Consider the following 26,420-nt stretch of genomic DNA (forward strand, 5'->3'; position numbering starts at 1 on the left):
GCCGCCGGCCGGCTCCCGGGGCGGGGTCAGCTCTCGTCGGCCGGGAAGGCGAAGAGCCGGACGTACAGGGGCCGCGCGTCCGGCGGCGCGTCCTCGGCCCGGTGGCTGTACTTCATCAGCAGGGCGACGTAGGCGTCGAAGAACTCCTCGAACTCCGTCATGGTCATCCGGCCGAGGCCGCGCGACGCCTTGACCCACTCGGGATCGCGCCGGTAGAGCTCGGGGAGCCGGTCGAGCAGCTCGCGGTCCTCCTCCCAGCCGATCCGGTGGAACTCGGCGAGCACCGGGCGGTCCTCGGGGGCCAGCCGGTCGGGGGTGGGCAGCCGCATGTCCCTGGGCGTCTCGGCCCTGCGCCACCAGCGTTCCCGGCCGCCGGAGCGCTCCGGGATCTCCTCGATGAAGCCGCATTTCTCGAGCTGCCGCAGGTGGTAGCTCGTCGTGCCCGTCTTGGCGCCGAGCAGCTCGCCGAGCGTCGTCGAGGTGGCGGGGCCGTGCAGGCCGAGGTGGCGCAGCATGAGCCGCCGCATGGGGTGGGCCAGTGCCTTGAGCTTCGCCGGATCGTCGAGTGTGAACGACTCCTCATCCTTCATGATGAACAGCCTAGTCCTGCAGAAGGATATCTGCAGACAACTGTTTGCCGATAAATCTCTGCAGAATATATTCGGCATATGAGACCGATCCTCCCGGCGACGGCCCTCGCCCTCTGCCTGCTCACCGCCCCCGCCGTCGCGGTCGTCACGGCCGCGCCCGCGACCGCCGCCGCCGCGCCCGCCGCCGTGCCCGCCGTCGTTTCCGCCGCCGTGCCCGGGGGCGCCACGCCCGCCGCACCCAAGCCCGCCGCGCCCGCGCCCGCCGTACCCTCCGGCCTGGCCGTGCCCTCCGACCTGAGGGCGGCGGAGGTGAGCTTCCGCGGCAGCGGCGGCCTCACCCTGCACGGCACGGTCCTCTCGCCCGCCACGGCGGGGCCCGCCCGGCCCGGCGTCGTCCTGGTGCACGGCGCGGGCACGGGCACGCCCCGCACGAAGCTCATGGGCGAGGCCGTCGAGTTCGCCCGCCGGGGCCTGGCCGTGCTGATCTACGACAAGCGCTCCGAGGGCTACTCGCTCTTCCAGCGGTCCTACTCGCAGCTCGCCGACGACGCGCTCGGCGCCGTGGCCGCGCTCCGCTCCCAGCCGGGCGTCGACCCGGCGAAGGTCGGTATATGGGGGCTCAGCGAGGGCGGCTGGGTCGCCCCGATCGCCGCCTCCCGCTCGGCCGACATCGCCTTCGTCGTGCTCGTGGGCGCCAACGCGCTGCAGCCGCTGCGGCAGCAGACCTGGGCCGTGGCGGCGGGGCTGCGCAAGGCGGGGGTGTCGGGCTCGCTCATCGACCGGGCCGAGCTCAACCTGTACCGGACGGTCGCCGACGGCGGCATGTTCCCCGAGCCCTACCACGACCCCGAGCCGACCCTGGCCGCGGTGGGTCAGCCGGTGCTCGGCATCTGGGGCACCCACGACCTGCTGACCCCTCCCCGGGAGACCCCGCCGCTGCTCGCCGCGGCGCTGGAGAAGGGGGGCAACCGGCACTACACCTTCCGCTTCTTCCCCGACGCCGACCACGCCGCCCACCGGACCCCCGACGGCGGTGTCACCCGGCTGCCCGAGCTCGCCCCCGGCTACGCCGACCTGGTCGGCTCCTGGGTGGCGGACGTCACGGCCGGCCGGGCGCCGGTGGCGCAGGTGTCAGGGCCCGCCCCGGTGCAGGAGTCGACGACCGTCCCGGTCGACCCCCCGTCCTGGTGGGAGTCGGCGGCGCTCCAGCTCGCGGCCCTGGTGGCGCTGGTGGCCGCCTTCGCCGCCTACCCGGTGGTCGCGCTGGTGCGCCGCCTGCGCGGCCGCCGGCCGGCTCCGGCGGCCGGGGCCGCGAGGCTGCTCAGCGCCGGAGGGCTCGTGGCGGTGCTCGGCCCGTTCTCCTACCTGTTCTACCTGATGATGACCGGCGGCAAGCTGGCCGCGCCCGGCCCCGTCGTGGCCGGGCGCCCGCTGATCTGGCTGGCGCTGCAGGCCCTCGCGGTGGTCTCGGTGGCCGCCACGGCCGGCACCGCGCTGGCCTGGCGCCGCGCCCGGGGCTCCGCGCCGCGGGGGGAGCGGGTACGGCTCGGCCTCCTGCTCGCCGGGGGGACGGTGTTCCTCCCGTGGGCGCTCTACTGGGGGCTGCTGCTCCCGTGACCGCCCCCGGGACCCGCGGGGCGGCCGGCGGGGCGGTCAGGACCCGGGGTAGCCGCCCCCGCCGTGGGCGGCGTCGAGGGCGTCGTAGTCGGGGGTGAAGCCCTTCTTGGGGATGGCCTCGACGAAGTCGACGTGCCTGGGCTTCTTGTACGGGGCGAGCCGGGCGCGGACGTGCTCGACGATCTCCTCGGCCGTGGCCTCGCCCCGCAGGGCCACGACGGCCTTCACGGCCTGTCGCCACCGCTCGTCGGGGACGCCGATGACGGCGGCGTCGGCGACGGCGGGGTGGGTCTTCAGCACCCGCTCGACCTCGGCGGGGTAGATGTTCTCGTTGCCGGACTTGATCATGCGGAGCATGGGGCCGACGAAGGTGATCGTACCGTCGGGCTCGCGGCGGCCGAGGTCGCCGGTGTGGTGCCAGCCGCCGCGCGTCTTGGCCGCGTTGAGCTCGGGCCTGTTGAAATATCCGGAGAAGAGCGACTTGCCGCGGGCGCAGATCTCGCCCACCTCCCCGGCCGGCACCTCGTCCCCGTCGGGGGCGAGCAGGCGGACCTGGACCAGCGGCGAGGGCCGTCCGGCGGGTCCGGCGGCGCCCGGGGCCAGGCCGAGGAAGGTCAGCATGCCGCCCACCTCGGTCTGGCCGTAGCCGCCCATCTTCGACCGGCACCAGGGGGAGTCGTCCACCGTCGTCATCCCGTCCCACTCGGCGGAGTGGGAGATGAAGCGGAGCGACGTCAGGTCGTATTTGCCGTCCCTGTTCGCCTCCGTCACCGCGTCGATCATCTGGCCGAACAGGAACGCCTGGGTGACCCGCTCGGCGTCGACCAGGCGGCAGACCTCCTCGGCGTCGAACGCCGGGGTGAACACGTTCGTCCCGCCGATCTGCAGGGTGGCCAGGCAGAACATCATCGTGCCCACGTGGAACAGCGGCCCGCTGTTGAGGAAGGTGAAGCCGTCCTCCATCCGGCGGACCACCAGCAGCGCGGCGCTGTGCGCGACCAGCGCGGCGCTGCTGAGCAGGGCCGCGTTCGGGCGGCCGTCGAAGGCGGCGGTGTAGAGGGCGAGCAGCGGGGCCGAGTCGTCGCCGGGCCCCGGCGCCCGGGCTGACCCGTCCGCCGGTCCGCCGGGGCGCCCCTCCGGGCGGGGGGCGGGCGACCCGCCGGACAGGAACGCCTCGTAGCCGGCGCCGGCCGGGATCCAGCCGTCACCGCTCAGCGGGGCGGCGGCCTCGGACCGCTCCCAGACGACGACTTTCGGGGTGAGGTCGGCCACGACGAAGGACAGCTCGTCGGTGGACTGCCGCCAGTTGGCCGGGCAGAAGATCGCGCCGAGCCGGGACGAGGCGAGCAGCAGCTCCAGCACCACGTGGCTGTTGCGGCCCAGCCACAGCACCCGCTCCCCGGCGGTGACCCCCCGGGCGGCCAGCGCGTCCGCCAGGCGGGTGACCCGCTCGTCGAGTTCGGGGTAGGTGAGCCGGACCTCGCCGTCCACGACCGCCGTCACCATGGGACGGCTGCGGGCGTGCTCGGCGAGGACGTCGGACAGGGTCAACTGGTCGATCATCGCGCCTCCTGCTGGGGGGGCGTACGGCCCGCGCCTCCGCCTGCGGCCGGTGCGCGCCGTACGGGACGGATCACTCGAAAGCCGGCATGACCTCGGCGGCGAAGAACCGCATGACCTTCTTCATCTCCTCCAGCGGCATCGGCCTGGTGCTGCCGAAGTCGCAGAGCAGGTCGGCGAACCCGGCGGCCTCGAGCAGCCGGATCTGGCCGACCACCCGCTCGGGGTCGCCGATGACCTCCAGCTGCTCCCAGCGGAAGTCGTTGGAGACCGAACCGCCCTTGAGGTAGCGGTCCTGGTAGTACTCGAACCCCTGGGCGGCCTTGCCGGTCCGGGGGTCGATCGGCGCGCTCCGCTCGTTGAAGATCCGGCTCCGGTCGAACATCGCCTCGAACCTGGCCTGGTCCTCGCGGGCCCGCTCGGCCGTCGCGGCGACGTAGACGCTGCGGGCGACCACCAGCTCCGCGGCGGTCACGTCGTGCCCGGCCTCCGCCGCGGTCTCCCGCCAGGTCTCGGCGGCCCGGACCACCTTGCGGAAGGGCGCCGCCGGGTCGGCCAGGATCGGCAGGCCCCGCTCGGCGTACATGGTCACGGTCTCGGGGGAGACGGCCGCCACGTGGATGGGCGGGAACGGGTGCTGGACCGGCCGGGGGACGAGCTCCACCTCGGCGCCGGTCCGGTAGAACTTGCCCTCGTGCCGGAAGGACGGGCTGCCCCAGAGGCCGAGGACGACCTCCAGGGCCTCGTTGAACCGGTCGCGGGCCTCGGCCAGGTCGATGCCGAAGCCCTCGAACTCGAAGCTCTGGTAGCCGCGCCCGATGCCCAGGTCCAGCCGCCCGCCGGAGAGCATGTCCACCATGGCCGCCTCCTCGGCGACGTGGATGGGGTTGTGCAGGGGGAGGACCACGATGCCGGTGCCCAGCCGCAGCCGCTCGGTGCGCGCGGCCAGGTTGGCCAGCATCGTGAACAGGTTGGGCACCACGCCGTAGTCGCGGAAGTGGTGCTCGGCCAGCCGTACCCCGGAGAATCCCAGCTCCTCGGCGAGCTCGACCAGCTCAAGGTGGTAGTCGTAGACGTCCTTGAAGCTCTGGCCGTCGAACCGGTGGAAGAGGTGGAAGGTCGAGAACTTCATCGGCTGTCCCTTGGGGGTCGTCTCCGTGTGTCCCGTTCCGCGCTCCGGGTACGGCTGGCCGTACGTAACCAAGCGCTCGCTTGGTGAGCGTATCAGTGGTTGCCGCGGACGGTCCAGGCGACCGACTGCGTCAGGAACTTCTCGCGGTAGCCCGGGTCGCGCACGTCGGCGGTCCGGTCGGAGACGACCGCGGTGACGGTGCCGCCGCCGCCCATGCCGATGACCTCCACCGAGGTGCGGCCCCGCCAGGGGCGGTGCTCCCTGCCGTCGCGGTACCAGCGGACCGACAGCGTCGAGATCGGGGCGGGCGTCACCGAGAGCGTCGCCCCGCGCTCCACCGGCCGCCCGTTGGGCGTGTGGGAGTCGATCGGCCGGGCGATCGTGTAGAACGACTGGATCATCTTCTCCCGGCCGACCGAGTTGAACTCCCGGCCGAGCGACTTCATCAGCGAGTTGGGGGTGGGCCGGTAGACGCCGTACTGCGTGTAGTGGCCGCCCTCGTAGGCGCCGACGACGTCGCCGTCGGGGCTGGGGGCGCCGAGCCAGTACCACCACTTGGCCCGCTCGGCCCGCATCCGCCCGGCGTCGCGGACGCTGACGTTGACCTCGGAGAACTCGGGGCCGTCGTAGCGGCTGCCGTCGCCCGGGTGGGCGTAGTAGTCGTACTCGTCGGCCAGGTCGCCCAGGGAGTGGCCGAGCTCGTGCGGCAGGACCTCTCCGGCGCGCTCGTTGCCGCCGGAGAAGGTCGCCATCTCCTCGTCGGTGTATCCCGCGCCGCCGTACTTGGCCGAGTTGGCGATCGCCGCGATCTGGTCCACGCCCGGCGCCAGCGCCGCGTAGGACTTCGCGCGGTCCTCGTCCACGCAGAGCAGCCGCTCCAGGCCGTCGCACCAGAAGGTCATCCCGAGCGGGGTGTCCCTGACCACGTCACGGGCGGGGTCGCCGCTCACGCCGGAGACGGGCGAGGGGATGTCGACCCGCCAGACGTTGAACAGCCCGCGGTAGCTCTTGAAGGGCTCGCGGCCGGACAGCAGCGCCCATTTGGCGGCGACCTGGTCGCCGTAGAGACCGAGCTCGGCCTCGGTGTAGCCGTCGCCGAGGAAGACCAGGTCGATCCGGTCCTCGCTCGGCCCGTTGACCTCGACAGGGGTGACCTCGGCGGCGGGCGCGGCCAGGGAACGGGCCCTGGGGCCGGCGGCGGCGGGCACCTCGGCGCGGCTGATGGTGCCGTCCTCGGCGAAGACCTCGACCGGCCTGGCCGGGCCCGCGGCACCCGCCGGGAGCGCGGTCGCCGCGGTGGGGGAGGGGGCGGGCGCGGCGGCCAGCGCGGGCGCGGCGGCCAGGGCGGCCGCGCAGGCGGTGGTCACGGCCGCCGTGGCCAGCAGGGGGATTCGGCGCACAGAACTTCCTTTCCGGACTTTTCGGAAATGTCATGAGGTGCGCTGATCTTCGACGCCCACCGGTAACGCCCCGATCACGTGGAGGTGACAAGACGGCCCGCCGGAATCGGGGGAGGGCGCATGCGCGCAGGCCAGAGGGGATCCATCACCTCGCAGTGATGGAAAGTGGGATGGGGGGCATACGCTCGTCCGGTGAGCCTGGAACTACGGCACCTGCGCGTCCTGTGCGCCATCTCGGACACCGGCAGCCTGACCCGGGCCGCGGCGCTCCTGGGCACCACCCAGCCCGCGCTCTCGGCCCAGCTCCAGCGGATCGAGCGGGCTCTGGGCGGCAGGCTCTTCGACCGCGACCGCCACGGCGCCCGCCCCACCCCGCTTGGCGACTACGTGCTCGCCCGGGCCCGCACCGTGCTGAGCGGCATGGACGAGCTGCTGCTCGGCGCCGCCTCCCGCCCCGCCGACGGCCCGGTACGGCTCGGCGGGGTCGACGGGCCGATCCTGGTCGGCCTGGTCGACCGGCTCGGCGACCTGCTCGGCGGCCGGGAGGTCACCTCCTACGCCGAGGCGGCTCCGCGCCTGCTGTGCGACCTGGTCGCGGCCCGGCGCCTGGACGCCGCCGTGGTCGTCGACTACGTCGGCCACGAGCTGCGCCCGGCCCCGCCGCTCCGTCAGGAGCAGGTCGCCGCCGAGCCCGTGTACGTGGCGCTGGCCGGCGCCCACCCGCTGGCCGGCCGCCCCGAGCTCGACCTGGCCGACCTCGCGGCGGAGGCGTGGGTGCTGTCGCCCTCCGACGGGGGCGGCTGGCCCGAGTGCTTCCGCACGGCCTGCCACCGGGCCGGTTTCACTCCCCGCGCGCCGCACCAGGCGGCGGACGCCTGGACCATCAGGGAGATCGTCGTCTCCGGCCGGGCCATCGCGCCCTGCCGGGCCACCTTCGCCGAGAGCGACGGGCTGGTCATCCGCCCGCTCCGCGGCGACCCGCTGGTGATGCGGCACCTGCTGGTGTGGCATCCGCGGGGCGCCCTGGCCGCCCACGTGCCCGCCGTACGGGATCTGGCGGCGCGGGTGTTCGCCGACCACGCCCGGGGGCGCCCGAGATATCGGCAATGGCACAGCCGGTAACGTTCCCCGGGTGACTGTCCTTCTGCCCGGTGTGGCGCTCACCGACCACGTCTTCACCGTCCCCCTCGACCACGCCGACCCCGGCGGCCCCACGATCGAGGTCTTCGCCCGCGAGGCGGTGGACCCCGCCAAGCAGGACCAGGACCTGCCGTGGCTGGTCTTCCTGCAGGGCGGCCCCGGCGGCAGGTCGCCGAGGCCGACCGCGGCGGACGGCTGGCTGGGACACGCGCTGAAGACCCACCGGGTGCTCCTGCTCGACCAGCGGGGGACCGGCCGCAGCACCCCGGTCACCGCCAGGACGGTCACCGGGACCGACGCCGAGCTCGCCGCCCGGCTCCGGCACTTCCGCGCCGACGCCATCGTGGCCGACGCCGAGCTGATCCGGCGCCGGCTCTGCGGCGACCGGCCGTGGGAGACCCTCGGCCAGAGCTACGGCGGGTTCATCACGCTGACCTACCTCTCCCAGGCCCCCGAGGGCCTGCGGTCCTGCTACGTGACCGGCGGTCTGGCCGGGCTCGACGCCACCGCCGACGACGTCTACTCCCGCACCTACCCCCGGGTCCGCGACAAGGTGGACCGCTACTTCGCCCGCTACCCCGGCGACTCCGCCCGCCTGGACGCGATCGCCGGCCACCTGCGCGGCGAGGAGGTCCTGCTCCCCGACGGCGACGTGCTGACCGTGCGCCGCCTGCAGACCCTGGGCCTGTGCCTGGGGATGAGCGACGGCGCCGAATACCTGCACTGGGTGCTGGAGGAGGCCTGGAACGGCGAGCGGCTCTCCGACCTGTTCCGCTACGAGGTCATGATGGCCACCGGCTTCGTCGGCAACCCGCTCTACGCGGTCCTGCACGAGTCGATCTACGCCCAGGGCGCGGCCACCGCCTGGGCGGCGCACCGGCTGCTGCCGGGGGAGTTCGGGGAGGAGGCCGAGCCGCTGCTGCCCACCGGGGAGATGATCTACCCCTGGATGTTCGACGAGATCGCCGCCCTCCGCCCGTTCAAGGGCGCCGCCGAGATCCTCGCCGCGGCCTCCGACTGGCCCGCCCTCTACGACCCGGTACGGCTGGCCGCCAACCGGGTCCCGGTGGCCGCCGCCGTCTACTACGACGACATGTACGTCGACGAGAGCCTGTCGACGCGGACCGCCCGCGCGGTCGGCAACGTGCGGACCTGGGTGACCAACGAGTGGGAGCACGACGGCGTCCGCGTCTCCGGCGGCCGGGTGCTGGCCCGCCTGATGGACATGCTCGACGGCGTCCACGGCTGAGGGCGGCCCGCTCCCGGGCCGCGCCCTCCGGGACGCCGGCCCGGGAGCGGGCCGGCGGGGCCACGGCGCCCCGCCCGGTGCCCGAGCCCTCCCCGGGCCTCGGCGGGTCAGCGCCCGTAGTCCTTCAGGGCGATGGCGCTCGCCGTCTTCCGGACGCTCTTGGCGATCAGCCCCTTCCCCGGCAGGTAGGGCATGAGCTTGTAGTTCTGGTTGACGAACCAGGCCATGAACCGGCTGTCGGGGACCATCCACTTGCTCACGCCCTCGCCCGACTTCTGGCACCCCGCGACGTAGCCGCGCATGGCCTCCTCGTAGCCGGCGAAGCCCGCCCGGTGGTCGCCGCCGGCGGCCGCCAGCTCTCCGGCGAGGACGTAGGCGCCGACCATGGCCTGGCCGGTGCCCATGCCCGACAGCGGCGAGGCGCAGTAGCCGGCGTCCCCGAGCAGGACGGTCCGGCCCCGCGACCAGCGGTCCAGGCGGACCTGGCTGGTGGAGTCGAAGTAGAAGTCCGGCGCGTCGGCCATGGCCTCCAGCAGCCGGGGAGCCTCCCAGCCGATCCCGGCGAACGCCTCGGCGAGGATCTTCTTCTGCTGCCCGATGTCGCGGCGGTCGTAGCTCAGCGGCGGCGAGGCGAAGTAGAACAGGGCCCTGGCCTCGGCGTTGTGCCGGGCGCTGTACATCGACACGAGCCTGCCGGGGGTGTTGTAGATCAGCCCCGTGTGGTCCAGCTCCAGGTGGTTGGCGGTGGTGAAGATCGCGCAGTACAGGCCCAGCTCCCTCACATACCGCGACTCCGGCCCGAAGGCGAGCGCCCGGACGTTGGAGTGCAGCCCGTCGGCCCCCACCACCAGGTCGAACTCGCGGGGCGCGGCCCGCTCGAAGGTGACCTGGACGCCGTCGGGTCCGTCGGTCATGGAGGTGATCGAGTCGTCGAAGACGTATTCGACGCGGTCCACGGTGGCCTCGTAGAGGATGCGGGCCAGGTCGCCCCGGAGGATCTCGACGTCCCCGCTGAAGATGTCGGCGGGCATGCTGGCGATCCTCCTGCCCGCGCCGTTGACGTAGGACATCGCGCCCATGCCCGTCTGCGCCCGCTGGACGTCGTCCAGGATCCCCATCCGCCTCAGCACGGTGAGGTGCGCCTGGCCGCGGAAGTCGACCGCGTAGCCGCCGTCGCGCAGGGCGGGTGCCCGCTCCACCACCGTGGGGGTGAAGCCGTGGTGGCTCAGCCAGTAGGCCAGCGCCGGGCCGGCGACGCCCGCCCCGGAGATCAGGATGTTCTTGTTCTTGAGCCGCGGTGCTGTGGTCATGTCCGAGAGCATGTCCGGAGGCGCTCACCGCCGGCTCACCACGTGCTCACCGGTGCTCACCGGTGCTCACCGGCTCAGTGCCGGGGACCACGCCGAGGCCGGCCACGGTGTTGATCGGTGACGCCTGGATGGCGGGCTCGGGCACGCCGGCCCGGCGGAGCGCGTCCTCCGGGGCCATCCGCACGCCCCGGAGGTGGGCGGCCCCGTAGGCCTCCTCGCCCAGGGCGGCCCGCGCGGCGGCGGCCGTACGCGAGACCTCGGGGCCGTCCTCGGTGAGGATCCCCCGTAGGCCGGCGGCCGCGCCGAGCAGCAGGGCCGCCTCCGGCGCGTCGCCCTCCAGCAGCGCGATCCCCGCCAGGGCCTCCACCGCGCGGGCGCTCTCGATGATCGCCCCCGACCGCACCGCGACCTCGGCGGCCTGCCGGTGCAGTGACCGGGCCCCGTCCAGGTCGCCGGTGGCCTCGGCGACCCTCCCGAGCCCGAACAGGGCGCCCGTCCGGTTTCCCGCGCTCCGCACCCAGCGGATCTCGAACCGCTCCAGCGCCTGCTCGTACAGCCGGCGCGCCCCGTCCAGGTCGCCCTCCATCCGCGCGATGTCGCCGAGCCCGCGCAGCGCCCCGGCCAGATAGGTGGGACTGCCCACCCGGCGCGCGACCTCGGCCGCCCGCTCGTAGTCGGCGCGCGCCGCCGCGATGCCGGGATCCGCCGGATCCGGACCGCCCTGCCCGGTCCGTGCGGCGCGGACAAGGTAGTCGCCCCGGTTGCAGAGCAGGTCGGGGAGGTCCTCGACCGCGCCGAGCTGTTCGGTGAGGGCCAGGGCCTCCTCGATCAGGACGATCGCCCTCGCGGTGTCGCCGCACATGGCCGCCAGGCCGGCCAGCGCGTCCAGGGCCAGCGCCGTCCCCCACCGGTCGCCGAGCGCGCGGAACCCGTCGGCGGCCAGCGCGAACTCGTGCTCGGCCTGCCCCGGGTCCCCGGCGGCGAGCTGCGGATATCCCCACAGGAGGTGGACGATGGCCCGCTCCCACGGGTCGGGCCCGGTCCGGCTGCGGTCGATCACCGAGAGCGCGACCCGGGGATCCCCCGCACCCGCGTTGATCATCAGCCAGAGGAAGGCGAGGATCGGGTGGCGGTGCGGGCGGTCCAGGGCGACGACGATCGACTCCGCCGTCCGCCGGTGGCGCTCCCACGCCTCCTGACCGCTCTCGCCCGCCGCCGCGGCCAGGACGCAGAGGATGTATTCGTCCTCGAGTCCCGGGGGCGGGCTGTCGCCGATCACCTCCAGCAGCGCGACCGCCTGCGCCGTCGCCGAGGCGCGCATGCCGCGCATCCACAGGTAGGACGACAGGGAGGCCAGCAGCCGCAGCGCGAACTCGACCTCCCGGGTCTCCACGGCCCAGCGCAGCGCGGCCTGGAGGTTCTCGTGCTCGGCGCTCAGGATCCTCAGCCACTCCAGCTGCCCGGCGCGGCGCAGGTGGGGGTCGGCGGTCCGGGCCAGCTCCAGGAAGTGCTCCGCGTGCGCGCGCCGCAGCGCGGAGGTCTCCCCGGCCGCGCCCAGTTGCTCGGCGCAGAAGGCGTGGACCGTCTCCAGCATGCGGTAGCGGCCGCCGCCGACCTCCAGCAGCGACTTGTCGGCGAGGGAGTCCAGCACGTCCTCGGCGCCGGGCGCCCCGCACACCCGCGCCACCGCCTCGGCGGTCGCGCCGCCGGAGAAGACCGTCAGGCGCCTGGCCACCGTCTGCTCGGCCTCCGACAGCAGGTCCCAGCTCCACGCCACGACCGCGCGCAACGTCTGGTGCCTGGCCTCGGCCGTACGGCTGCCCCGCGACAGCAGGCGGAAGCGGTCGTCCAGGCGGGAGGCGAGCTCCGCGAGGTCGTGCGTGCGCATTCTCGCCGCCGCGAGCTCGATGGCCAGCGGCAGGCCGTCGAGCGCCTGGCAGATCCGCCGCACGGCCCCGGTGGCGGCCTCGTCCATGACGAGGCCCGGCCGTACGGCGCTCGCCCGGTCGGCGAAGAGCCGGGCGGCCGGGGCCGGTCGGAGCGGGCGGACCGGCCACAGGTGCTCGCCGGTGATGGCGAGCGGCTCCCGGCTCGTCGCCAGGATGCGCAGCTCCGGGCAGCCCGCCAGCAGCCGCCCGGCCAGTGCCGCGACCGCCTCCACGAGGTGCTCGCAGTTGTCGAGGACGAGCAGCAGCGGCCGGTCGGCCAGCGCCGCGACCAGCCGGGAGACGGGCGCCGTCTCGGCTGGTCCGGTCAGGTGCCCGCTCTCGCGCAGGCCGAGCGCGCCGAGCACGGCCTGCGCCGGGTCCGGCCCGTCGCGCAGCGGCGCGAGCTCGACGAGGCACACGTCGGGCCGGCGGGCGGCGACCTCGATCGACAGCCGGGTCTTGCCCGCGCCGCCCGGGCCGAGCAGGGTGACCAGGCGTGCCGTGCCGAGCAGCTCGGTGACCCCGGCCACGTCCTCGGCGCGGCCGACGAAGCTCGTCAGCTGCGCCGGGAGCGTGCCGGTGGCGGGCAGGGGAGCCACGGGTGGCCCCTCGCCCCGCAGCAGCGCCCGGTGGAGCGCGGCGAGCCCGGCCGAGGGGTCCGCGCCGAGCTCCTCGGCCAGGATCCGCCGTGCCTCCTCGAAGGCGGCCAGGGCCTCGGCCTGCCTGCCGCCGGCCTGCAGCGCGCGCATGAGGAGGCCGTGCAGCCGCTCCCGGAGGGGGTGACGGCCGACCAGCTCCCGCAGCTCGGGCACGACGGCCCGGTGCCCGCCCCGCCGGAGGTCCGCCTCGATCCGGTCCTCCAGGGCTTCGGCCCGCAGCTCCTCCAGCCGCATGATCCGGGCCTGGACGGAGCCGGCGTCCGCGGCGTCGGCGAGCGCGGGGCCCCGCCACAGGTCGAGGGCCGCCCGCAGGCGTGTGGCCGCCCGCTCCGGGTCCCCGTCCTCCAGCGCCCGCCGTCCTTCCTCCACCAGCCGCTCGAAGCGGTGGGCGTCTACGTCGTCCGGGTCGACCGCGAGCCGGTAGCCCGCGCGGACGGGTTCGATCGCGGCCTCCCGCCCCAGGTCCCGGCGTAGCCGGGACACCTGCGACTGCAGCGCGTGGCCCGCCCCGCCCGGCGGCCGCGCCCCGTAGAGGTCGTCGACCAGGCTGTCGGCCGTCACCACCTCACCGGGGCGGGCGAGCAGCAGGGCCAGCAGCGCGCGGCGGGTCGGGCCGCCGACGGGCACCTCGCTCCCGTCGTCCCCCCACGCCCGCGTGCCGCCCAGGATCCCGAATCGCATGGGGACGATTGTCTACCGCCCACCCGGCAGGCGGGAGCGGGGGCCGGGGGAGCCGGGCACGTGACGCGGTCCGCTCAGGGGGCGGGGAGCTCGGTCAGCGGCAGCCGTACCTGGAAACGGGTGTCGCCGGGCACCGACTCCACGCGCAGGTCGCCGCCGTGCCGGCCGGCGACGATGCGGAAGGAGATGTCCAGGCCCAGGCCGGTGCCCTCGCCGACGGCCTTGGTGGTGAAGAACGGCTCGAAGATCCGCTCCCGGAGCTCCTCGGGGACCCCGGGGCCGGTGTCGCAGATCTCGATCAGGGCGGTGGTGTCGTGTTCCAGGCGGGTGCGGACGGTCAGCGTGCCGCTGCCCGCCATCGCGTCCAGCGCGTTGTGGATCAGGTTGGTCCACACCTGGTTGAGCTCTCCGGCGTAGCCGGGCAGCGGCGGCAGTCCGGGGTCGTAGTCGGTGGCCACGCTGATCCCGGGCGGGATCTTGCCCCGGAACATGGTGAGCGTGCTGTCCAGCAGCTCCCGGACGTCCACCGTCTGGTAGGGCGCGCGGTCCATCTGGGAGTACTGCTTGGCGGAGGCGAGCAGCGAGGAGATCCGCTCGGTCGCGTCGGTCACCTCGTTCAGCATCTGGTTGATCTCGATGGCCTCGGCGAGCCAGTGCATCGCCCCGGACAGGTGCTCGTCGCCGACCGCGCGGCGGACCTTCTCCACCCCGCCGGGGCCGAAGCCGGCGGCCACCAGCGGCGGCGCGAGCTCCCAGCCGTTGTCCACCCCGGCCTCCTCCAGCGCGTCGCCCAGCTCGTCCTCGGCGTCGGAGATCTCCAGCGGGGAGCGGGCGGGCGGGCTCCCGGCCTTGTCGGTGCAGCTCTCCTGCATGTCGATCAGCCCGCGCAGCCGGTCGGCCGAGATGCCCGCCTCGGTCAGCCCGGCGAGCTGCCGCCGCGACAGCCGGATCTTGCCCCGCAGCTCGCCCACGGCCCGTACGGCCGCCGCCGCCGGGTTGTTGAGCTCGTGGGTGAGCCCGGCGGTGATGGTGCCGAGCGCGGTCAGCCGCTGCCGCCGGTCGATGATCTCCCGCTGGGCGAGCCCGCCGAGGCGTACCCCGTCGAGCAGGTGGACCGCCATCGGGAACCACTCGCCGATCATCAGGCCGTACTTCTTGGCCGGGAGCGCGAAGATCCGTGAGGGCTTGGTCGCGCGCAGCGAGTGGGAGTAGGTGGCCGGGGCGCGGTCGCCCAGGTAGGCGGAGGTCGCTCCGGCGTAGACCCCGGGTTGTGAGGTGGGGGTCATGGTGACCACCCCGGCGGGGGTCTCGGTGGACATGACGATCTCGCCGTCGATGAGCACGAGGAAGCACTCGGCCGGGTCGCCCTGCCGGATGATCGGCTCGCCCGCGCCGAACTCGCGCTCCTCGCCGTGGGAGGCCAGCCACTCCAGCTTCTCGTCGTCGAGCTTCTCGAAGAGGAACAGCTCACGGAGGACGTCCGTGCTGGTCATGTGGCCTCCTTCGTCGCCCATGGTCCAGTCGCAGCCCACGATGGAGCCCCCGGCCCGTCCGGTCATGCCTTCTCCAGGTAACGGTGGACGAGCGCCACGGCCATCGCCCCCTCGCCGACCGCGGAGGCGACCCGCTTGATCGAGTCGGCGCGGACGTCTCCGGCGGCGAAGACCCCGGGCACGTTGGTCTCCAGGTGGTACGGCTCGCGCCGGAGCGGCCAGTTGCGGGGACGGCTCTCGGCGGAGGTCAGGTCGGGCCCGGTCAGGACGAAGCCCTTGGCGTCGCGCTCGATCGTGTCACCGAGCCAGTCGGTGAACGGCTCGGCGCCGATGAAGACGAACAGCCACTCGGCCTCGACCGTCCGCTCGCCGTCCGGGCCCTTCAACGTGAGCCGCTCCAGATGGTCGTCGCCCTCCGCGCCCACCACCTCGGTCTCGGTGTGCACCTCGATGTTGGAGATGTTCGAGATCTGCTCGATCAGGTAGTGCGACATGGACTTCTCCAGCCCGTCGCCCCGGACGATCAGGTGGACCTTGCTGGCGTATCCGGACAGGTAGACCGCGCCCTGCCCGGCCGAGTTGGCCGCGCCGACGATGTAGACCTCGCGTTCCCTGCACTCGGGCGCCTCGGTCACGGCCGCGCCGTAGTAGGTGCCCCGGCCCACGAAGTCGTCCAGGCCCGGGGCCGCCAGCCGCCGGTAGGAGACGCCGGTGGCCAGGATCACGGTGTGCGCGGCGATGCTGCTGCCGTCGGCGAAGCCGACCACCCGGGCCTGGCCCTTGACCTCCAGGCTGGTGACGGTGCGGGCGGTGAGCAGCTCCGCGCCGAACTTCAGCGCCTGGCGGCGGGCGCGGTCGGCGAGCTGGGAGCCGGAGACGCCGTCGGGGAAGCCCAGGTAGTTCTCGATGCGGGAGCTCTGACCGGCCTGCCCGCCGGAGGCGTGCTGCTCGACCATCACGGTGCGCAGCCCCTCCGAGGCCCCGTAGACGGCCGCGCCCAGCCCGCCGGGGCCGCCGCCGATGACGATCAGGTCGTAGAAGTCGGTGGCCGGGGCCGTGGACAGGCCCACCGCCCCGGCCAGCTCGGCGGTGGTGGGGGCGGTGAGCGTGGTGCCGTCGGAGGTGATGACCAGCGGCAGCTTGGCCGGACTGATCTCGCACTCCTCGCCGGCGGCGGCCAGCAGTTGCGCGCCCTCGGGGTCGTCGGCCAGCACCCAGCGGTAGGGCACCTGGTTGCGGGACAGGAAGTCGCGGATCTTGTAGGAGCGGGCCGACCAGCGGGCGCCCACCACCCGCAGCTCGTCGGACTCGCGCCGCTCGGCCCGGTGCCAGGCGTCGAGCAGGGCGTCGAGGACCGGGTAGAACTTCTCCTCCGGCGGGTCCCACGGCTTGAGCATGTAGTGGTCGAGATCCACCACGTTGATCGCCTGGATCGCCGCGTCGGTGTCGGCGTAGGCGGTCAGCAGCACCCGGCGGGCGTACGGATACAGGTCCATGGCCTGCTCCAGGAACTCCACGCCGTTCATCTGGGGCATCCGATAGTCGGCGAGGATCGCCGCGACGTCGTCGCCGCGCAGCCGGAGCTCGCGGACGCTCTCCATCCCCGCGACCGCGGTGTCGGCCCGGACGATGCGGTAGGAATGGCCGTAACGGCGCCGCAGGTCGCGTGCCACGGAACGCGAGACGCCCGGATCGTCATCGACCGTCATGATGACCGGCTTATCCATGACCTGCCTTCCCGGAAAATTACGACAACCTACCTCGAAGGATGTCACATCCCCTTTTAAGGCTCACCCCGGCGGGAGCTCGGGGGCGGGGCATCCGGCCGCGCGGAGCAGGGCGGCCGGCCGCCCTCGGCCGGCGCGCAGACGCGTGAACTCCGGGTCGCTGGTCCAGAACTCGCGTAGCGACTCGTGCCCGACCCGGTCGGCGATGATCTGCAGGGCGATGTCGTGCCTGATGTATTCCACCGCCATCAGGACCACGGCGGGGTCCTCGGTGTAGACGCCCCAGGCCGAGCCGTCGACGAACCCGCCGACCAGGGCCTCGCGGCGGTCGCCGGCCACGACCAGGAGGCGGCAGCCCAGGCTCTCCATGATCACCTCGGGGGAGGAGAACCGGTGCTCGTACAGGTGCCCGACCACCTCCGCGGCGGGGCCGAAATGCATCACCGAGGCGTCGACGCCACGCTCGACCGCCCGCCTGACCAGCGGGGAGAGCCGCTTCATCTCCTCCGGCCAGATCGACAGGAACAGGTCGGTGCGGGCGGCGGCCAGCACGTCCTCAGCCCGGGCGAGCAGCGCCTCGGCGTCCTTGAGGTTGTGGATGAGATGGGCCTCGGGCGGCGCCACGATCGTGGGCAGCGCAGCCTGCAGCGACTCGATCGAGTCGTCGAACTCCCGGCGCATGCGTTCCAGCAGCGACCGGGGCGGCAGCGGCAGGTAGTCGGTGGCGTCCTCGGCCCCGCGTACCTCGTAGGCCGCGCCCTTGGCCACCAGCTTGCCCAGCGTCTCGTAGACCGTGCTGCGCGGCACGCCGGACCGCTTGGCCACCTCGTAACCGTTGAGCGGCTGCCCGGAGCCGACCAGCGTCACGTAGGCCTTGGCCTCGTAACCCGACATGCCCAGGCGCTGCAACTGCTCCACTACGTCCCGCATCGCAGTCATGGTACGGCGCGCGGTGGTAGTTTCGCGTGGCCCTAAAGCGCCTTATTCGACGGTATTTATCGCCGCGGGGCTCAGGGCCTTGAGAGCGAGTTCGAGGACGGTGTCGGCGTACGCGTGCGTCAGGGGGTGGGTGCGCAGCACCCAGCGGTGGTAGATCGGCGCGTACAGCAGCTCCACGGCGACGTCGAGGTCCACTCCCTCGGCCACCTGGCCGGCCCGCTGCCCGGCGCGCAGCCGGTCTTTGGTGACCTCCAGGAGCGGTGCCAGGACCCGTCCGGTGATCTGGGTGTTCAGCGTGGGGTCGGTCAGCGACTCGACGGCCAGTGCCCGGGTGATCGTGTCGATCTTGGGGTCGTTGTACTCGTCGATGATGGCCCGCAGCACGCCCCGCAGATCGGTCCGGATGTCACCGGTGTCGGGCAGGGCGAGGGCGCCCTCCTCGTCCTCGCTGAGGGCGAGCACCGCGTCGACGAGCACCGCGCCCTTGGAGGGCCACCAGCGGTAGATCGTCTGCTTGCCCACGCCCGCGCGGGCCGCGATCGCCTCGATGGTCAGCTTGGCGTATCCGATCTCGGCGACCAGGTCGAGTGCGGCGTTCAGGATGGCCCGGCGCGACTGCTCGCTGCGGCGGGACGGGTCGGGAGTCTTCACCCGGCCGACTATACCAAAGACGAGTCGAAACGTATCGTCTTGCCATAGGGGCAGTGGAACGGCGGGCCGCGACCACCCCCGGCAGGGTGGTCGCGGCCCGCCGCGCGTGCCGGGTCAGACCTGGCCGGCCTTCTCCAGCGCGGAGCAGCAGGTGTCCACGATGAGGCGGGTCACCAGGTAGGGGTCGACGTTGGCGTTGGGGCGACGGTCCTCGATGTAGCCCTTCTTGTCCACCTCGACCTGCCACGGGATGCGGACCGAGGCGCCGCGGTCGGAGACGCCGTAGCTGAACTTGTTCCACGGGGCGGTCTCGTGGTGACCGGTGAGACGCTCCTCGATACCGGCGCCGTAGTGCTTGACGTGCTCCTCGGCGTTGACGGCGAGCGCCTCGCAGGCGGTGATGATCGGGTCGTAGCCCTCGCGCATCGCCTTGGTGGAGAAGTTGGTGTGCGCGCCCGCGCCGTTCCAGTCGCCCTTCACCGGCTTGGCGTCGAGCGTGGCGGCGATGTTGAAGTCCTCGGCGACGCGGTAGAGCAGCCACCGGGCGATCCACAGGTGGTCGGAGACCTCCACCGGGCCCGCCGGGCCGACCTGGAACTCCCACTGGCCGGGCATGACCTCGGCGTTGATGCCGGAGATCGCCAGACCGGCCTCAAGGCAGAGGTCGAGGTGCTTCTCGACGACCTCGCGGCCGAAGACCTCGTCGGCGCCGACGCCGCAGTAGTAACCACCCTGCGGGGCGGGGAAGCCGCCGATCGGGAAGCCGAGCGGGCGGCCCTCCTTGAAGAAGGTGTACTCCTGCTCGATGCCGAACCACGACTCCTGGTCGGCGAACCTCTCGGCCACCGCGACGGCGGCGGCGCGGGTGTTGCTGGAGTGCGGGGTCATGTCGGTGTCGAGGACCTCGCAGAGCACCAGCACGTTGCCGCCGCCGCGGATCGGGTCCGGACAGGTGAACACCGGCTTGAGCACCCGGTCGGAGGAGCCGCCGTCGGCCTGGTTGGTGCTGGACCCGTCGAAGCCCCAGATCGGGAGCTCGGCGCCGTCGGCCAGGATCCTGGTCTTCGAACGGAGCTTGGCGGTCGGCTCGGTGCCGTCGATCCAGATGTATTCAGCCTTGAAGGTCATCAGCGGAGTCCTTGAGGAGAAAGTGGGCTGCTGCTCCCAAAGAGTTGCAAGTCGCGATTTCGCATCTGTTGCCCGAATGTGAACAGGATGTTACTCAAGCCCGTTTGGCCAGGCAGGCGGCGTGCGGAAAGTTTGCACAGGGCGGTTCCGGGGCTGTGAGCTGCCGGTCTGTGCTCTCCGTCACCGTGACGTCAGCTCTCCGAGAGGCTCTCCGTCACCGTGACGTCAGCTCTCCGAGAGGCTCTTCGCCGCCGTGACGTCAGCTCTCCGAGACGCCGAAGAAACGTGCCGAGATGGACTCGTGGGCGAGGCGGCGCATGACGTCGAGGACCCTGCCGTGCACGACGGTCCCGACGACCAGGGCCTCGACCGCGGCCTCGCGGGGGCCGTCGAGGGGGATGGTGCCGATCTCGTGCTCGACGACGAGGTTGACGGCGGCCTCGGCGTAGGGGCGCAGGGCCTCGCCGGTGGCGGGCATGCCGAGCTGGTCGAGGGTGAGGATGGCCTGGGCGAGCTCGACGCGGGTGGGGGCCTCGGGGTGGACCTGCCAGCCGAGGTCGGTGATCAGGCGGTCGGCCTCGGCGCGGGCGCGCCGCCAGTCCTCGTCCTCCTGGTGGGACTCGACCGCGGGGGCGATGGCGTAGTGGGCGGTGCCGAGCACCTCGTGCATGCCCAGGCTCTCGTCCTCCACGGCGGCGATCACCTTGCGGATGGCCGCGATGGGCAGCCGCCCGACCTCCAGCAGCGCACGGATCAGCCGCAGCCGGCGGAGATGGCTCTCGCCGTACTCCGCCCTGGTCGCCGCGGTCTGCTCGCCCGAGGGGAGCAGGCCCTCGCGCAGGTAGTACTTGATCGTGGGGATGGGGACGCCCGACGCGGCGCTGAGCTGGGATATCCGCATTATTGGATAGTACAGCTAGCCAATGCGGGTCTCGCCCACAGGGTGCCGGTCAGGGCACTCTGGCGACCGCGCCGAGGATGCTGGGCCGGCTGAAGTCGACGGTGACGTCCTCGTCGAACTCCGGGCGCCAGGCCTCGACGGGGACGATGCCGGGAGGCAGCACGTCCAGGCCGTCCAGGTAGGCGGTGAGCTCGGCGGGGCCGCGTGAGGTGATCGACCCGGCGGTGGTGGAGCCGTAGACGTCGTCCGCCCTGGCGCGCGTCTCCGCGCCGGTCTGGCCGGCGAAGGCGTGGGAGAGCACCAGGTGGCTGCCGGGGGACAGCACCTCCCGCACCGAGGCGATGATCTGGTCGGCGACGGCGTCATCCGGGACGAAGTGCAGCATCGCCAGCAGGATCACGGCCACCGGCTCGTCGAAGTCGATGCTCGCGCGCACCTCGGGGTGGTCGAGCAGGGCCTTCGGCTCGCGCATGTCCGCCTGGATCACGGTGGTGTGGGGGTTGTCGCTCAGCAGGGCCCGGCCGTGGACCAGGACGATCGGGTCGTTGTCCACGTAGGTCACCCGGGCGTCGGGGATGGTCCGGTGCACCACCTGGTGGACGTTCTCCTGGGTGGGCAGCCCGGAGCCGATGTCGAGGAACTGACGGACCCCCCGGGCGGCGAGCTCGCTCACCGCCCGGCGGAGGAAGGCGCGGTTGGCCTGGGCCATCTCCCGGATGCCCGGGACGATCTCGATGAACTTCTCGGCCGCCGCGCGGTCGGAGGCGAAGTTGTCCTTGCCGCCGAGGTAGTAGTCGTACATGCGGGCCACGCTCGGGATCGTGGGATCGATCCCCTGCGGCGCCTGTTCCCCGGCCATCACGCTCTCCTCAGCCCCGACCGCGCCTCGATCGGACGAGGCTCACCGGAGATTTTAGACGATCTTCGACTGCGCTTGACGGCCGCTCATGTCCCGTCCTGTGTTCCGTCCTGGAGCGAGGGACGGACGTCGATGACCGCCATCCCCGCGGCGAGCGCGGCGGCCACCCCCTCGTCGGTGTCCTCGTAGGCGACGCAGGTGTGCGGGGCGACGTCCAGAAGCCGGGCCGCCAGCAGGTAGACGTCGGGGGCGGGTTTGCCGTAACGGACGTCGTCCCTGGTCACCACGGCGTCGAAGAGCGGGCGCAGGCCGGTGGCGCGCAGGGTCTCCTCCACCGCGTGGCGGGCCCCTCCGGAGGCGACCGCCATCGGCACCCGGCCCCGGTGCGCCTCGGCGACCGCGGCGACCGGCCGGTGGGGGGTGACGGTGTGGATCAGCCACTGGTAGGCGTCGAGCGCCGCCGCCCGGACCGCCGGGTAGTCCAGCTCCACGCCGGTCTCGGTCTCCAGCTCGGCCAGCAGGCGGTCGCCGGACAGGCCGGTGCGGGCCCGGTACCACGCCGGGTCGAGCTCCACCTCCCAGTCCGCCAGGGCCGTGCGCCAGGCGGTCTCGTTGGCGGAGGCGGTGTCGGCGAGGGTGCCGTCGCAGTCGAAGACGAGGGCGGCGTACGGCATGGTGGGGCGGAGTCGTTGGTCGAGCATGATCGCCTAACGCGTTGGTGTGGATCTTCGGCCAAGACTACCGCGCGTTATACCGAGCAAGCGCTTGCCTAACTAACGTGCGCGGGCTAGCGTGACGGGCGATGGCCGCGGTCCGAGGCGGCCGGGCGACGGGGACCGTCCGGGCCCGCCGCCCCGTCGAGGTGACCGGGCCGCCGCGCGGCGTCCCCGGGGGCCGGGTGGGAGCCCTCCTCGGGAGGGCGCCGCCGGCCCGCGCGGCGCCCCGCGGCCTGCGGACGTCGCTCGCCGGAGCGGATCGCGCCCCGCCCCGGCGAGCGACCCGGACCCGCGGGAGCCAGGTGACCCGCACCCTCAGGAGCCGGAGGAGAGGCGTCGGATGAGAGGCAGGGCGGCCGTCGCCGGGATCGGGATGACGGCCCTGACGCGGGAGTCGGGCAGGACCGAGCTGGAGCTCGCGGTCGAGGCGTCCCGGCTCGCGCTGGCCGACGCCCGCATGGAGGCCGGGCAGATCGACGCGGTCCTCAGCTATCACCTGAACGACTCCGCCCCGGTCGTCCAGGTCGCCGGGGCGCTGCGGATCGAGAAGCTGGGCTGGCACAACGACATCGCCGGCGGCGGCACCCAGGCGGCCTCCATCCTGGCCGAGGCGGCTATGCCGATCGCCTGCGGCCTCGCGCGCAACGTGCTGGTCTACCGGGCGTTGAACGGCCGCTCCGGCAAGCGCATGAACACCGTCTCCACCGGCCCCCAGGAGCGCTTCACCATCCCCTACGGCATGGCCGGGCCTATCCCGATGTTCGCCCTGGCCGCCCAGCGCTACCTGTACGAGACCTCCCTCACCGAGGAGCACCTGCACGCCGTCGTCGCCCAGTCCCGCGACAACGCCGCGGCCAACCCCCGGGCGCTGCGCCGGGACCCGCTGTCCCTGGAGGACTATCTGGCCCGGCCCTACGTCTGCTCGCCGCTGCGGACCGTGGACTGCTGCCAGGAGACCGACGGCGCCTGCGCGCTGGTGATCCGCGACGCACGGCTCGCGCCCGACGCCCCCCGCGTCCACAGCGTGGTCAGGGGAGGCGGCCCCGGCTGCTCGTCCATGGACCGCTCGCCCGACGTCAGCGCGGTCTTCTCCGCCCATGTCGCCCCGATGCTGTGGGAGGTCTCGGGCATGCGGCCGGCGGACGTCGACGTGGCGCTGCTCTACGACGCCTACTCCTGGCTGGTGCCCCGGCAGCTGGAGGACTTCGGCCTCGCCGGCCGGGCCGAGCTGGGGGAGTTCCTGCTCCGGCGCGGCCACGCCATGGTCAACCCGCACGGCGGCCTGCTGTCGGAGGGCTACGTCCACGGGCTCAACAACGTGGCCCAGGCCGTACGGGAGCTCAGGGCGGGCCGGGAGACGGCGCTGGTGACCGGGTTCGGCGGCAGCTACGGCAGCGCCGCGCTGCTGGTCCGGCCCGGCTGAGCCCGGCCGGGCGCGAGATCGCCCGGTGTCGCGGACCCTGTCCGACGACGACCGCGAGCTGCTGTCGCCGACGCCGCCGGAGCGGTCCGGGAGGCCGCCGGAGCGGTCCAGGGTGCCCGCTCCCCGAAGGGGCTTGACGCGGACCGTGCTTGAGAATAATTTTCACCCCATCACTGAGCGGGTGAAAGGAATGCCTGTGGCGGTAGGGGCTCTCGGGCGCATCCAGACCGAGACGTCCGCGCTGCCCGAGGCCCTTCGCCGGGTCGGCGAGGCCATCTTGGCCGACCCGGCCGGAGCGGCCCGGTCCACGATCCTCGCGCTCGCCGAGCGGAGCGGCAGCTCACCCGCCACCGTCACGCGGTTCTGCCGGGTGTTCGGCTTCACCGGATACGCCGGGCTCCGGGTCGCGCTGGCCACCGAGACCGGCCGCGCCGCGCAGGCCAACTGGGACGCCAACGTGGGCCGCGAGATCGGCCCGACCGACGCGCTCGACACGGCGATCGGCGTGATGGCCGCCGCCGACGCCCGGCTCATCCAGGAGACCGCGGCCCAGCTCGACGCGGGCACCGTCGCCAAGATCGCCGACGCGATCGTCGCCGCCCGGCGGGTGCTGGTCTTCGGGGTCTCCATCAGCGGCGGGACGGCCGCCATGATCGGCGGGCGGCTCCGCAGGATCCGGGTGCCCTGCTGGAGCCACGCCGACGCCCACGAGGCGCTCGCCGACGCGGCGCTGCTGGCCGAGGGCGACGTGGCCATCGGGATCTCCCACCAGGGCCGCACCCGGGAGGTGCTGGAGTCGCTCGCCGAGGCCGGTGACCGCGGCGCGCTGACCGTCGCCGTCACCTCCTTCGCCCGCTCCCCGCTGGCCGAGCTGGCCGACCTGGTGCTGACCACCGCGAGCCGGGAGACCACCTTCAGGCTGGGCGGCCTGGCCGCCGTCCACTCCCAGCTCTTCGTCCTCGACGCCGTCTACGTCGCGGTCGCGCAGCGCACCTACGAGCGGACCAACGAGGCGTTCGAGCGGACGGTCCGCGCACTTGAGAGTCACCGCGTGGAGAGGAGCTGACCGTGGATATCGGCGCCGCCGACTACGTCCATGAAGTGAGGGCCCTGACGGACGAGGTCTCCCAGACCCAGAGGGACGGGGTCAGGCGGGCGGCCGGCCTGATCATCGGGTCGCTGCTCGACGGCGGGGTGGTGCAGGCCTTCGGTTCCGGCCACTCCGAGGCGATCGCGATGGAGATCGCCGGCCGCGCGGGCGGGCTGGTCCCCACCAACCGGCTCGCGCTGCGCGACGTCGTGCTGTACGGCGGGGCCCCGGTGGAGGTGCTCCTGGGCGCCCCCTCGGAGCTGGAGCGCGACCCGGCGATCGCCCGGCGGCTCTACGACCTGGCCCCCGTCCAGCCGCAGGACGTGTTCGTGCTGATCTCCAGCTCCGGGGTGAACGGCTCGGTGGTGGAGCTGGCCTCCATCGTCAAGGAGAGGGGGCACGGCCTGATCGCCCTGACCTCCGTCCAGCACAGCACCGCGATGGTCTCCCGCCACCCCTCGGGTCGCAAGCTCCTCGACCTCGCCGACGTGGTGCTCGACAACGGGGCCCCGTACGGCGACGCGATCATGCCGCTGCCGGACGGCGGCGCGTTCGGCGCGGTCTCCACGATCACCTCGGCGCTGCTGGCGCAGATGGTCGTGGCCGAGGTGGTGCGCGGCCTGATCGAGGCCGGCCAGACCCCGCCGGTCTACCGCTCGGTCAACACCGTCGGCGGCGACGAGCACAACCGGGATCTTGAGAACCGCTATGCCGGAAGGATCCGGCGAGGTGCCTGATCACCCCCCTGCAGGAGGAAGCATGACCAATCTGTCCCGGCGTGAGCTTCTGCGCAGCGCGGCCCTGGCGGGCATCGCCCTGCCGGTGCTGTCGGCCTGCGCCAGTCCCGCGGGCCCCGGCGGCGCCTCACCGGCGGCGCCGGCCGCCGGGGCCACCAGCGCGGCCAACCCGCTCGGCCTCGTCGAGACCAGCCCCCTGGAGGTCTGGATCTTCGACGGGGGCCTGGGCGACGCCTACGCCAAGGACGTCCACGAGCCGCTGGTCAAGGGCAGGTTCCCCAAGCTGGAGATCAAGCACAACACGACCAAGGAGATCGCCAAGACCCTCCAGCCGCGCTTCGCCGGCGGCAACCCGCCGGAGCTCGTCAACAACTCGGGCGCCAACGCGATGGACTTCGGGGCCCTGGTCCAGGACGGCCAGCTCGCCGACCTCACGCCCCTGTACGACGCGCCGAGCTGGGACGACCCCGCCGTCAAGGTGCGCGACACGATTGACCCGGCCGCGATCGAGCTGGGCAGCTACGACGGCAAGCCGTACGTCCTGAACTACGCCAGCACCGTCTGGGGCATCTGGTACTCGCAGAAGCTCTTCGAGGCCGAAGGCTGGCAGCCGCCCAAGACGTGGGCGGAGTTCCTGCAGCTCTGCGAGACCATCAAGAAGTCCGGCAAGATGGCGCCGTTCACCTACGCGGGCAAGCACCCCTTCTACATCTACGAGACCATCCTCACCCTCGCCGCGAAGATCGGCGGCAAGGACGTGCTGAAGAACATCGACAACCTGGAGGACGGCGCCTGGCAGGCCGAGCCGGTCAAGCAGGCCGCGACCGCCTTCGCCGAGATCGGCGCCAAATACCTCCTCCAGGGCACCGCCGGCCTGGACCACGTCCAGACCCAGACCGCCCACAACAAGGGCCAGGTCGCCATGCTGCCCTGCGGCTCCTGGCTGGAGAACGAGCAGAAGGACTCCACCCCGGCCGACTTCGGCTACGCGATGTTCACGCTGCCGGACTTCGGCTCCTCCGACGCCCTGCCGTACGGCACGCTGCACGCCCGGCCGGGCGAGGAGTTCATTGTCCCGGCCAAGTCGGCCAACCCCCGGGCGGGCCTGGAGTACATGCGGGCGATGCTCTCCAAGGAGGGCGCCGGCAAGTTCATGGAGATGGTCTCCACGCTGACCGTCGTCAAGGGCGCGAGTGAGGGGCGCACGCTCAAGCCGGGTCTGAAGAGCGCCTCGACCGCCCTGGCCGCGGCGGGCGACAACGCCGTCTGGTTCCTGTTCCGCAAGTGGTACGTGGAGATGCACGACCAGGTGGCCGCGGCGACCGGGCAGTTCATGAACGGCAAGCTGACCGTCGACCAGTGGATCGAACGGGCACAGAAGAAGGCCGACTCGATCAAGAACGACTCCTCGGTGAAGAAGTTCAAGAGGTAATAAGAGGTGGCGGTGGCGTACGGCGGCGGTGGCGGGCGGCCCGCGGGAGGCGGGCCGC

The 26,420-nt window shown here is 73.1% G+C and carries 21 protein-coding genes; 7 read left to right on the top strand and 14 right to left on the bottom strand.

What is annotated here, in order from left to right; all coding sequences use genetic code 11:
- Nucleotides 1–26: 26 nt before the first annotated feature.
- Entirely contained in the window at nucleotides 27–590 is a 564-nt protein-coding gene (locus ACZ6R6_RS00370; protein WP_470088931.1) for an ArsR/SmtB family transcription factor, read from the bottom strand.
- Between the two features lie 78 nt (nucleotides 591–668).
- Between ACZ6R6_RS00370 and ACZ6R6_RS00375 the strand changes: the two genes are divergently transcribed.
- Nucleotides 669–2,207 carry an alpha/beta hydrolase family protein gene (locus ACZ6R6_RS00375; RefSeq protein WP_470088933.1) on the top strand — a complete coding sequence of 513 codons (1,539 nt, stop codon included), beginning with the start codon at nucleotides 669–671 and terminating at the stop codon, nucleotides 2,205–2,207.
- Between the two features lie 36 nt (nucleotides 2,208–2,243).
- Here the strand turns inward: ACZ6R6_RS00375 and ACZ6R6_RS00380 are convergent, their stop codons facing one another.
- The 3 genes from ACZ6R6_RS00380 to ACZ6R6_RS00390 form a co-directional block, all read right to left on the bottom strand.
- Nucleotides 2,244–3,770: an AMP-binding protein gene (locus tag ACZ6R6_RS00380; RefSeq protein ID WP_470088935.1), complete on the bottom strand. Its 1,527-nt coding sequence runs from the start codon at nucleotides 3,768–3,770 to the stop codon at nucleotides 2,244–2,246.
- Nucleotides 3,771–3,840: 70 nt separating this feature from the next.
- On the bottom strand, nucleotides 3,841–4,899 hold the full coding sequence (locus ACZ6R6_RS00385; protein ID WP_470088937.1) for an LLM class flavin-dependent oxidoreductase: 1,059 nt from the start codon (nucleotides 4,897–4,899) through the stop codon (nucleotides 3,841–3,843).
- 92 nt (nucleotides 4,900–4,991) lie between these two features.
- A complete protein-coding gene (locus ACZ6R6_RS00390) occupies nucleotides 4,992–6,299 on the bottom strand; it encodes a M64 family metallopeptidase (protein WP_470088939.1) in 1,308 nt (435 codons plus the stop codon).
- Nucleotides 6,300–6,491: 192 nt separating this feature from the next.
- Between ACZ6R6_RS00390 and ACZ6R6_RS00395 the strand changes: the two genes are divergently transcribed.
- Both ACZ6R6_RS00395 and ACZ6R6_RS00400 read left to right on the top strand, forming a co-directional pair.
- Nucleotides 6,492–7,421, top strand: coding sequence for a LysR family transcriptional regulator (locus ACZ6R6_RS00395; protein WP_470088941.1), 930 nt, complete (start codon nucleotides 6,492–6,494; stop codon nucleotides 7,419–7,421).
- 10 nt (nucleotides 7,422–7,431) lie between these two features.
- Nucleotides 7,432–8,688, top strand: coding sequence for an alpha/beta fold hydrolase (locus ACZ6R6_RS00400; protein WP_470088942.1), 1,257 nt, complete (start codon nucleotides 7,432–7,434; stop codon nucleotides 8,686–8,688).
- A 107-nt stretch (nucleotides 8,689–8,795) separates the two neighbouring features.
- Here ACZ6R6_RS00400 and ACZ6R6_RS00405 read toward each other — a convergent pair whose 3' ends face one another.
- The 10 genes from ACZ6R6_RS00405 to ACZ6R6_RS00450 all read right to left on the bottom strand — a co-directional run bounded on the left by ACZ6R6_RS00405 (nucleotide 8,796) and on the right by ACZ6R6_RS00450 (nucleotide 21,665).
- Nucleotides 8,796–9,998: an FAD-dependent monooxygenase gene (locus ACZ6R6_RS00405; RefSeq protein WP_470088944.1), complete on the bottom strand. Its 1,203-nt coding sequence runs from the start codon at nucleotides 9,996–9,998 to the stop codon at nucleotides 8,796–8,798.
- Between the two features lie 46 nt (nucleotides 9,999–10,044).
- Nucleotides 10,045–13,266 carry an AfsR/SARP family transcriptional regulator gene (locus ACZ6R6_RS00410; protein WP_470088946.1) on the bottom strand — a complete coding sequence of 1,074 codons (3,222 nt, stop codon included), beginning with the start codon at nucleotides 13,264–13,266 and terminating at the stop codon, nucleotides 10,045–10,047.
- Nucleotides 13,267–13,340: 74 nt separating this feature from the next.
- The gene (locus ACZ6R6_RS00415) at nucleotides 13,341–14,759 is read right to left on the bottom strand and encodes an ATP-binding protein (protein ID WP_470088948.1); all 1,419 of its coding nucleotides are present in this window, start codon (nucleotides 14,757–14,759) and stop codon (nucleotides 13,341–13,343) included.
- A 62-nt stretch (nucleotides 14,760–14,821) separates the two neighbouring features.
- The gene (locus ACZ6R6_RS00420; protein ID WP_470088950.1) at nucleotides 14,822–16,468 is read right to left on the bottom strand and encodes an NAD(P)/FAD-dependent oxidoreductase; all 1,647 of its coding nucleotides are present in this window, start codon (nucleotides 16,466–16,468) and stop codon (nucleotides 14,822–14,824) included.
- 81 nt (nucleotides 16,469–16,549) lie between these two features.
- On the bottom strand, nucleotides 16,550–17,416 hold the full coding sequence (locus tag ACZ6R6_RS00425; RefSeq protein WP_470088951.1) for a TrmB family transcriptional regulator: 867 nt from the start codon (nucleotides 17,414–17,416) through the stop codon (nucleotides 16,550–16,552).
- Nucleotides 17,417–17,467: 51 nt separating this feature from the next.
- Nucleotides 17,468–18,076 (bottom strand): TetR/AcrR family transcriptional regulator, encoded by a 609-nt coding sequence (locus tag ACZ6R6_RS00430; RefSeq protein WP_470088953.1) that lies wholly within the window; start codon nucleotides 18,074–18,076, stop codon nucleotides 17,468–17,470.
- 114 nt (nucleotides 18,077–18,190) lie between these two features.
- Entirely contained in the window at nucleotides 18,191–19,204 is a 1,014-nt protein-coding gene (gene glnII / locus ACZ6R6_RS00435) for a glutamine synthetase (RefSeq protein ID WP_470088954.1), read from the bottom strand.
- A gap of 259 nt (nucleotides 19,205–19,463) precedes the next feature.
- Nucleotides 19,464–20,105 (bottom strand): MerR family transcriptional regulator, encoded by a 642-nt coding sequence (locus ACZ6R6_RS00440; protein WP_470088956.1) that lies wholly within the window; start codon nucleotides 20,103–20,105, stop codon nucleotides 19,464–19,466.
- A 49-nt stretch (nucleotides 20,106–20,154) separates the two neighbouring features.
- Entirely contained in the window at nucleotides 20,155–20,964 is an 810-nt protein-coding gene (locus ACZ6R6_RS00445) for an SAM-dependent methyltransferase (protein ID WP_470088957.1), read from the bottom strand.
- A gap of 86 nt (nucleotides 20,965–21,050) precedes the next feature.
- Complete coding sequence (locus tag ACZ6R6_RS00450; protein WP_470088959.1) at nucleotides 21,051–21,665, bottom strand: HAD family hydrolase; 615 nt, start codon at nucleotides 21,663–21,665, stop codon at nucleotides 21,051–21,053.
- A gap of 355 nt (nucleotides 21,666–22,020) precedes the next feature.
- Here ACZ6R6_RS00450 and ACZ6R6_RS00455 point away from each other — a divergent pair, with 355 nt between their 5' ends.
- The 4 genes from ACZ6R6_RS00455 to ngcE all read left to right on the top strand — a co-directional run bounded on the left by ACZ6R6_RS00455 (nucleotide 22,021) and on the right by ngcE (nucleotide 26,362).
- Nucleotides 22,021–23,103: a thiolase C-terminal domain-containing protein gene (locus ACZ6R6_RS00455; RefSeq protein WP_470088961.1), complete on the top strand. Its 1,083-nt coding sequence runs from the start codon at nucleotides 22,021–22,023 to the stop codon at nucleotides 23,101–23,103.
- A 190-nt stretch (nucleotides 23,104–23,293) separates the two neighbouring features.
- Nucleotides 23,294–24,169, top strand: a complete 876-nt coding sequence (locus ACZ6R6_RS00460) for a MurR/RpiR family transcriptional regulator (protein WP_470088962.1) — start codon at nucleotides 23,294–23,296, stop codon at nucleotides 24,167–24,169.
- Nucleotides 24,170–24,171: 2 nt separating this feature from the next.
- Nucleotides 24,172–24,930, top strand: coding sequence for a sugar isomerase domain-containing protein (locus ACZ6R6_RS00465; RefSeq protein ID WP_470088964.1), 759 nt, complete (start codon nucleotides 24,172–24,174; stop codon nucleotides 24,928–24,930).
- A 22-nt stretch (nucleotides 24,931–24,952) separates the two neighbouring features.
- Nucleotides 24,953–26,362 (top strand): N-acetylglucosamine/diacetylchitobiose ABC transporter substrate-binding protein, encoded by a 1,410-nt coding sequence (gene ngcE / locus ACZ6R6_RS00470; protein WP_470088966.1) that lies wholly within the window; start codon nucleotides 24,953–24,955, stop codon nucleotides 26,360–26,362.
- Nucleotides 26,363–26,420: the final 58 nt, after the last annotated feature.

It is taken from the genome of Streptosporangium sp. NPDC048886, assembly GCF_055586905.1.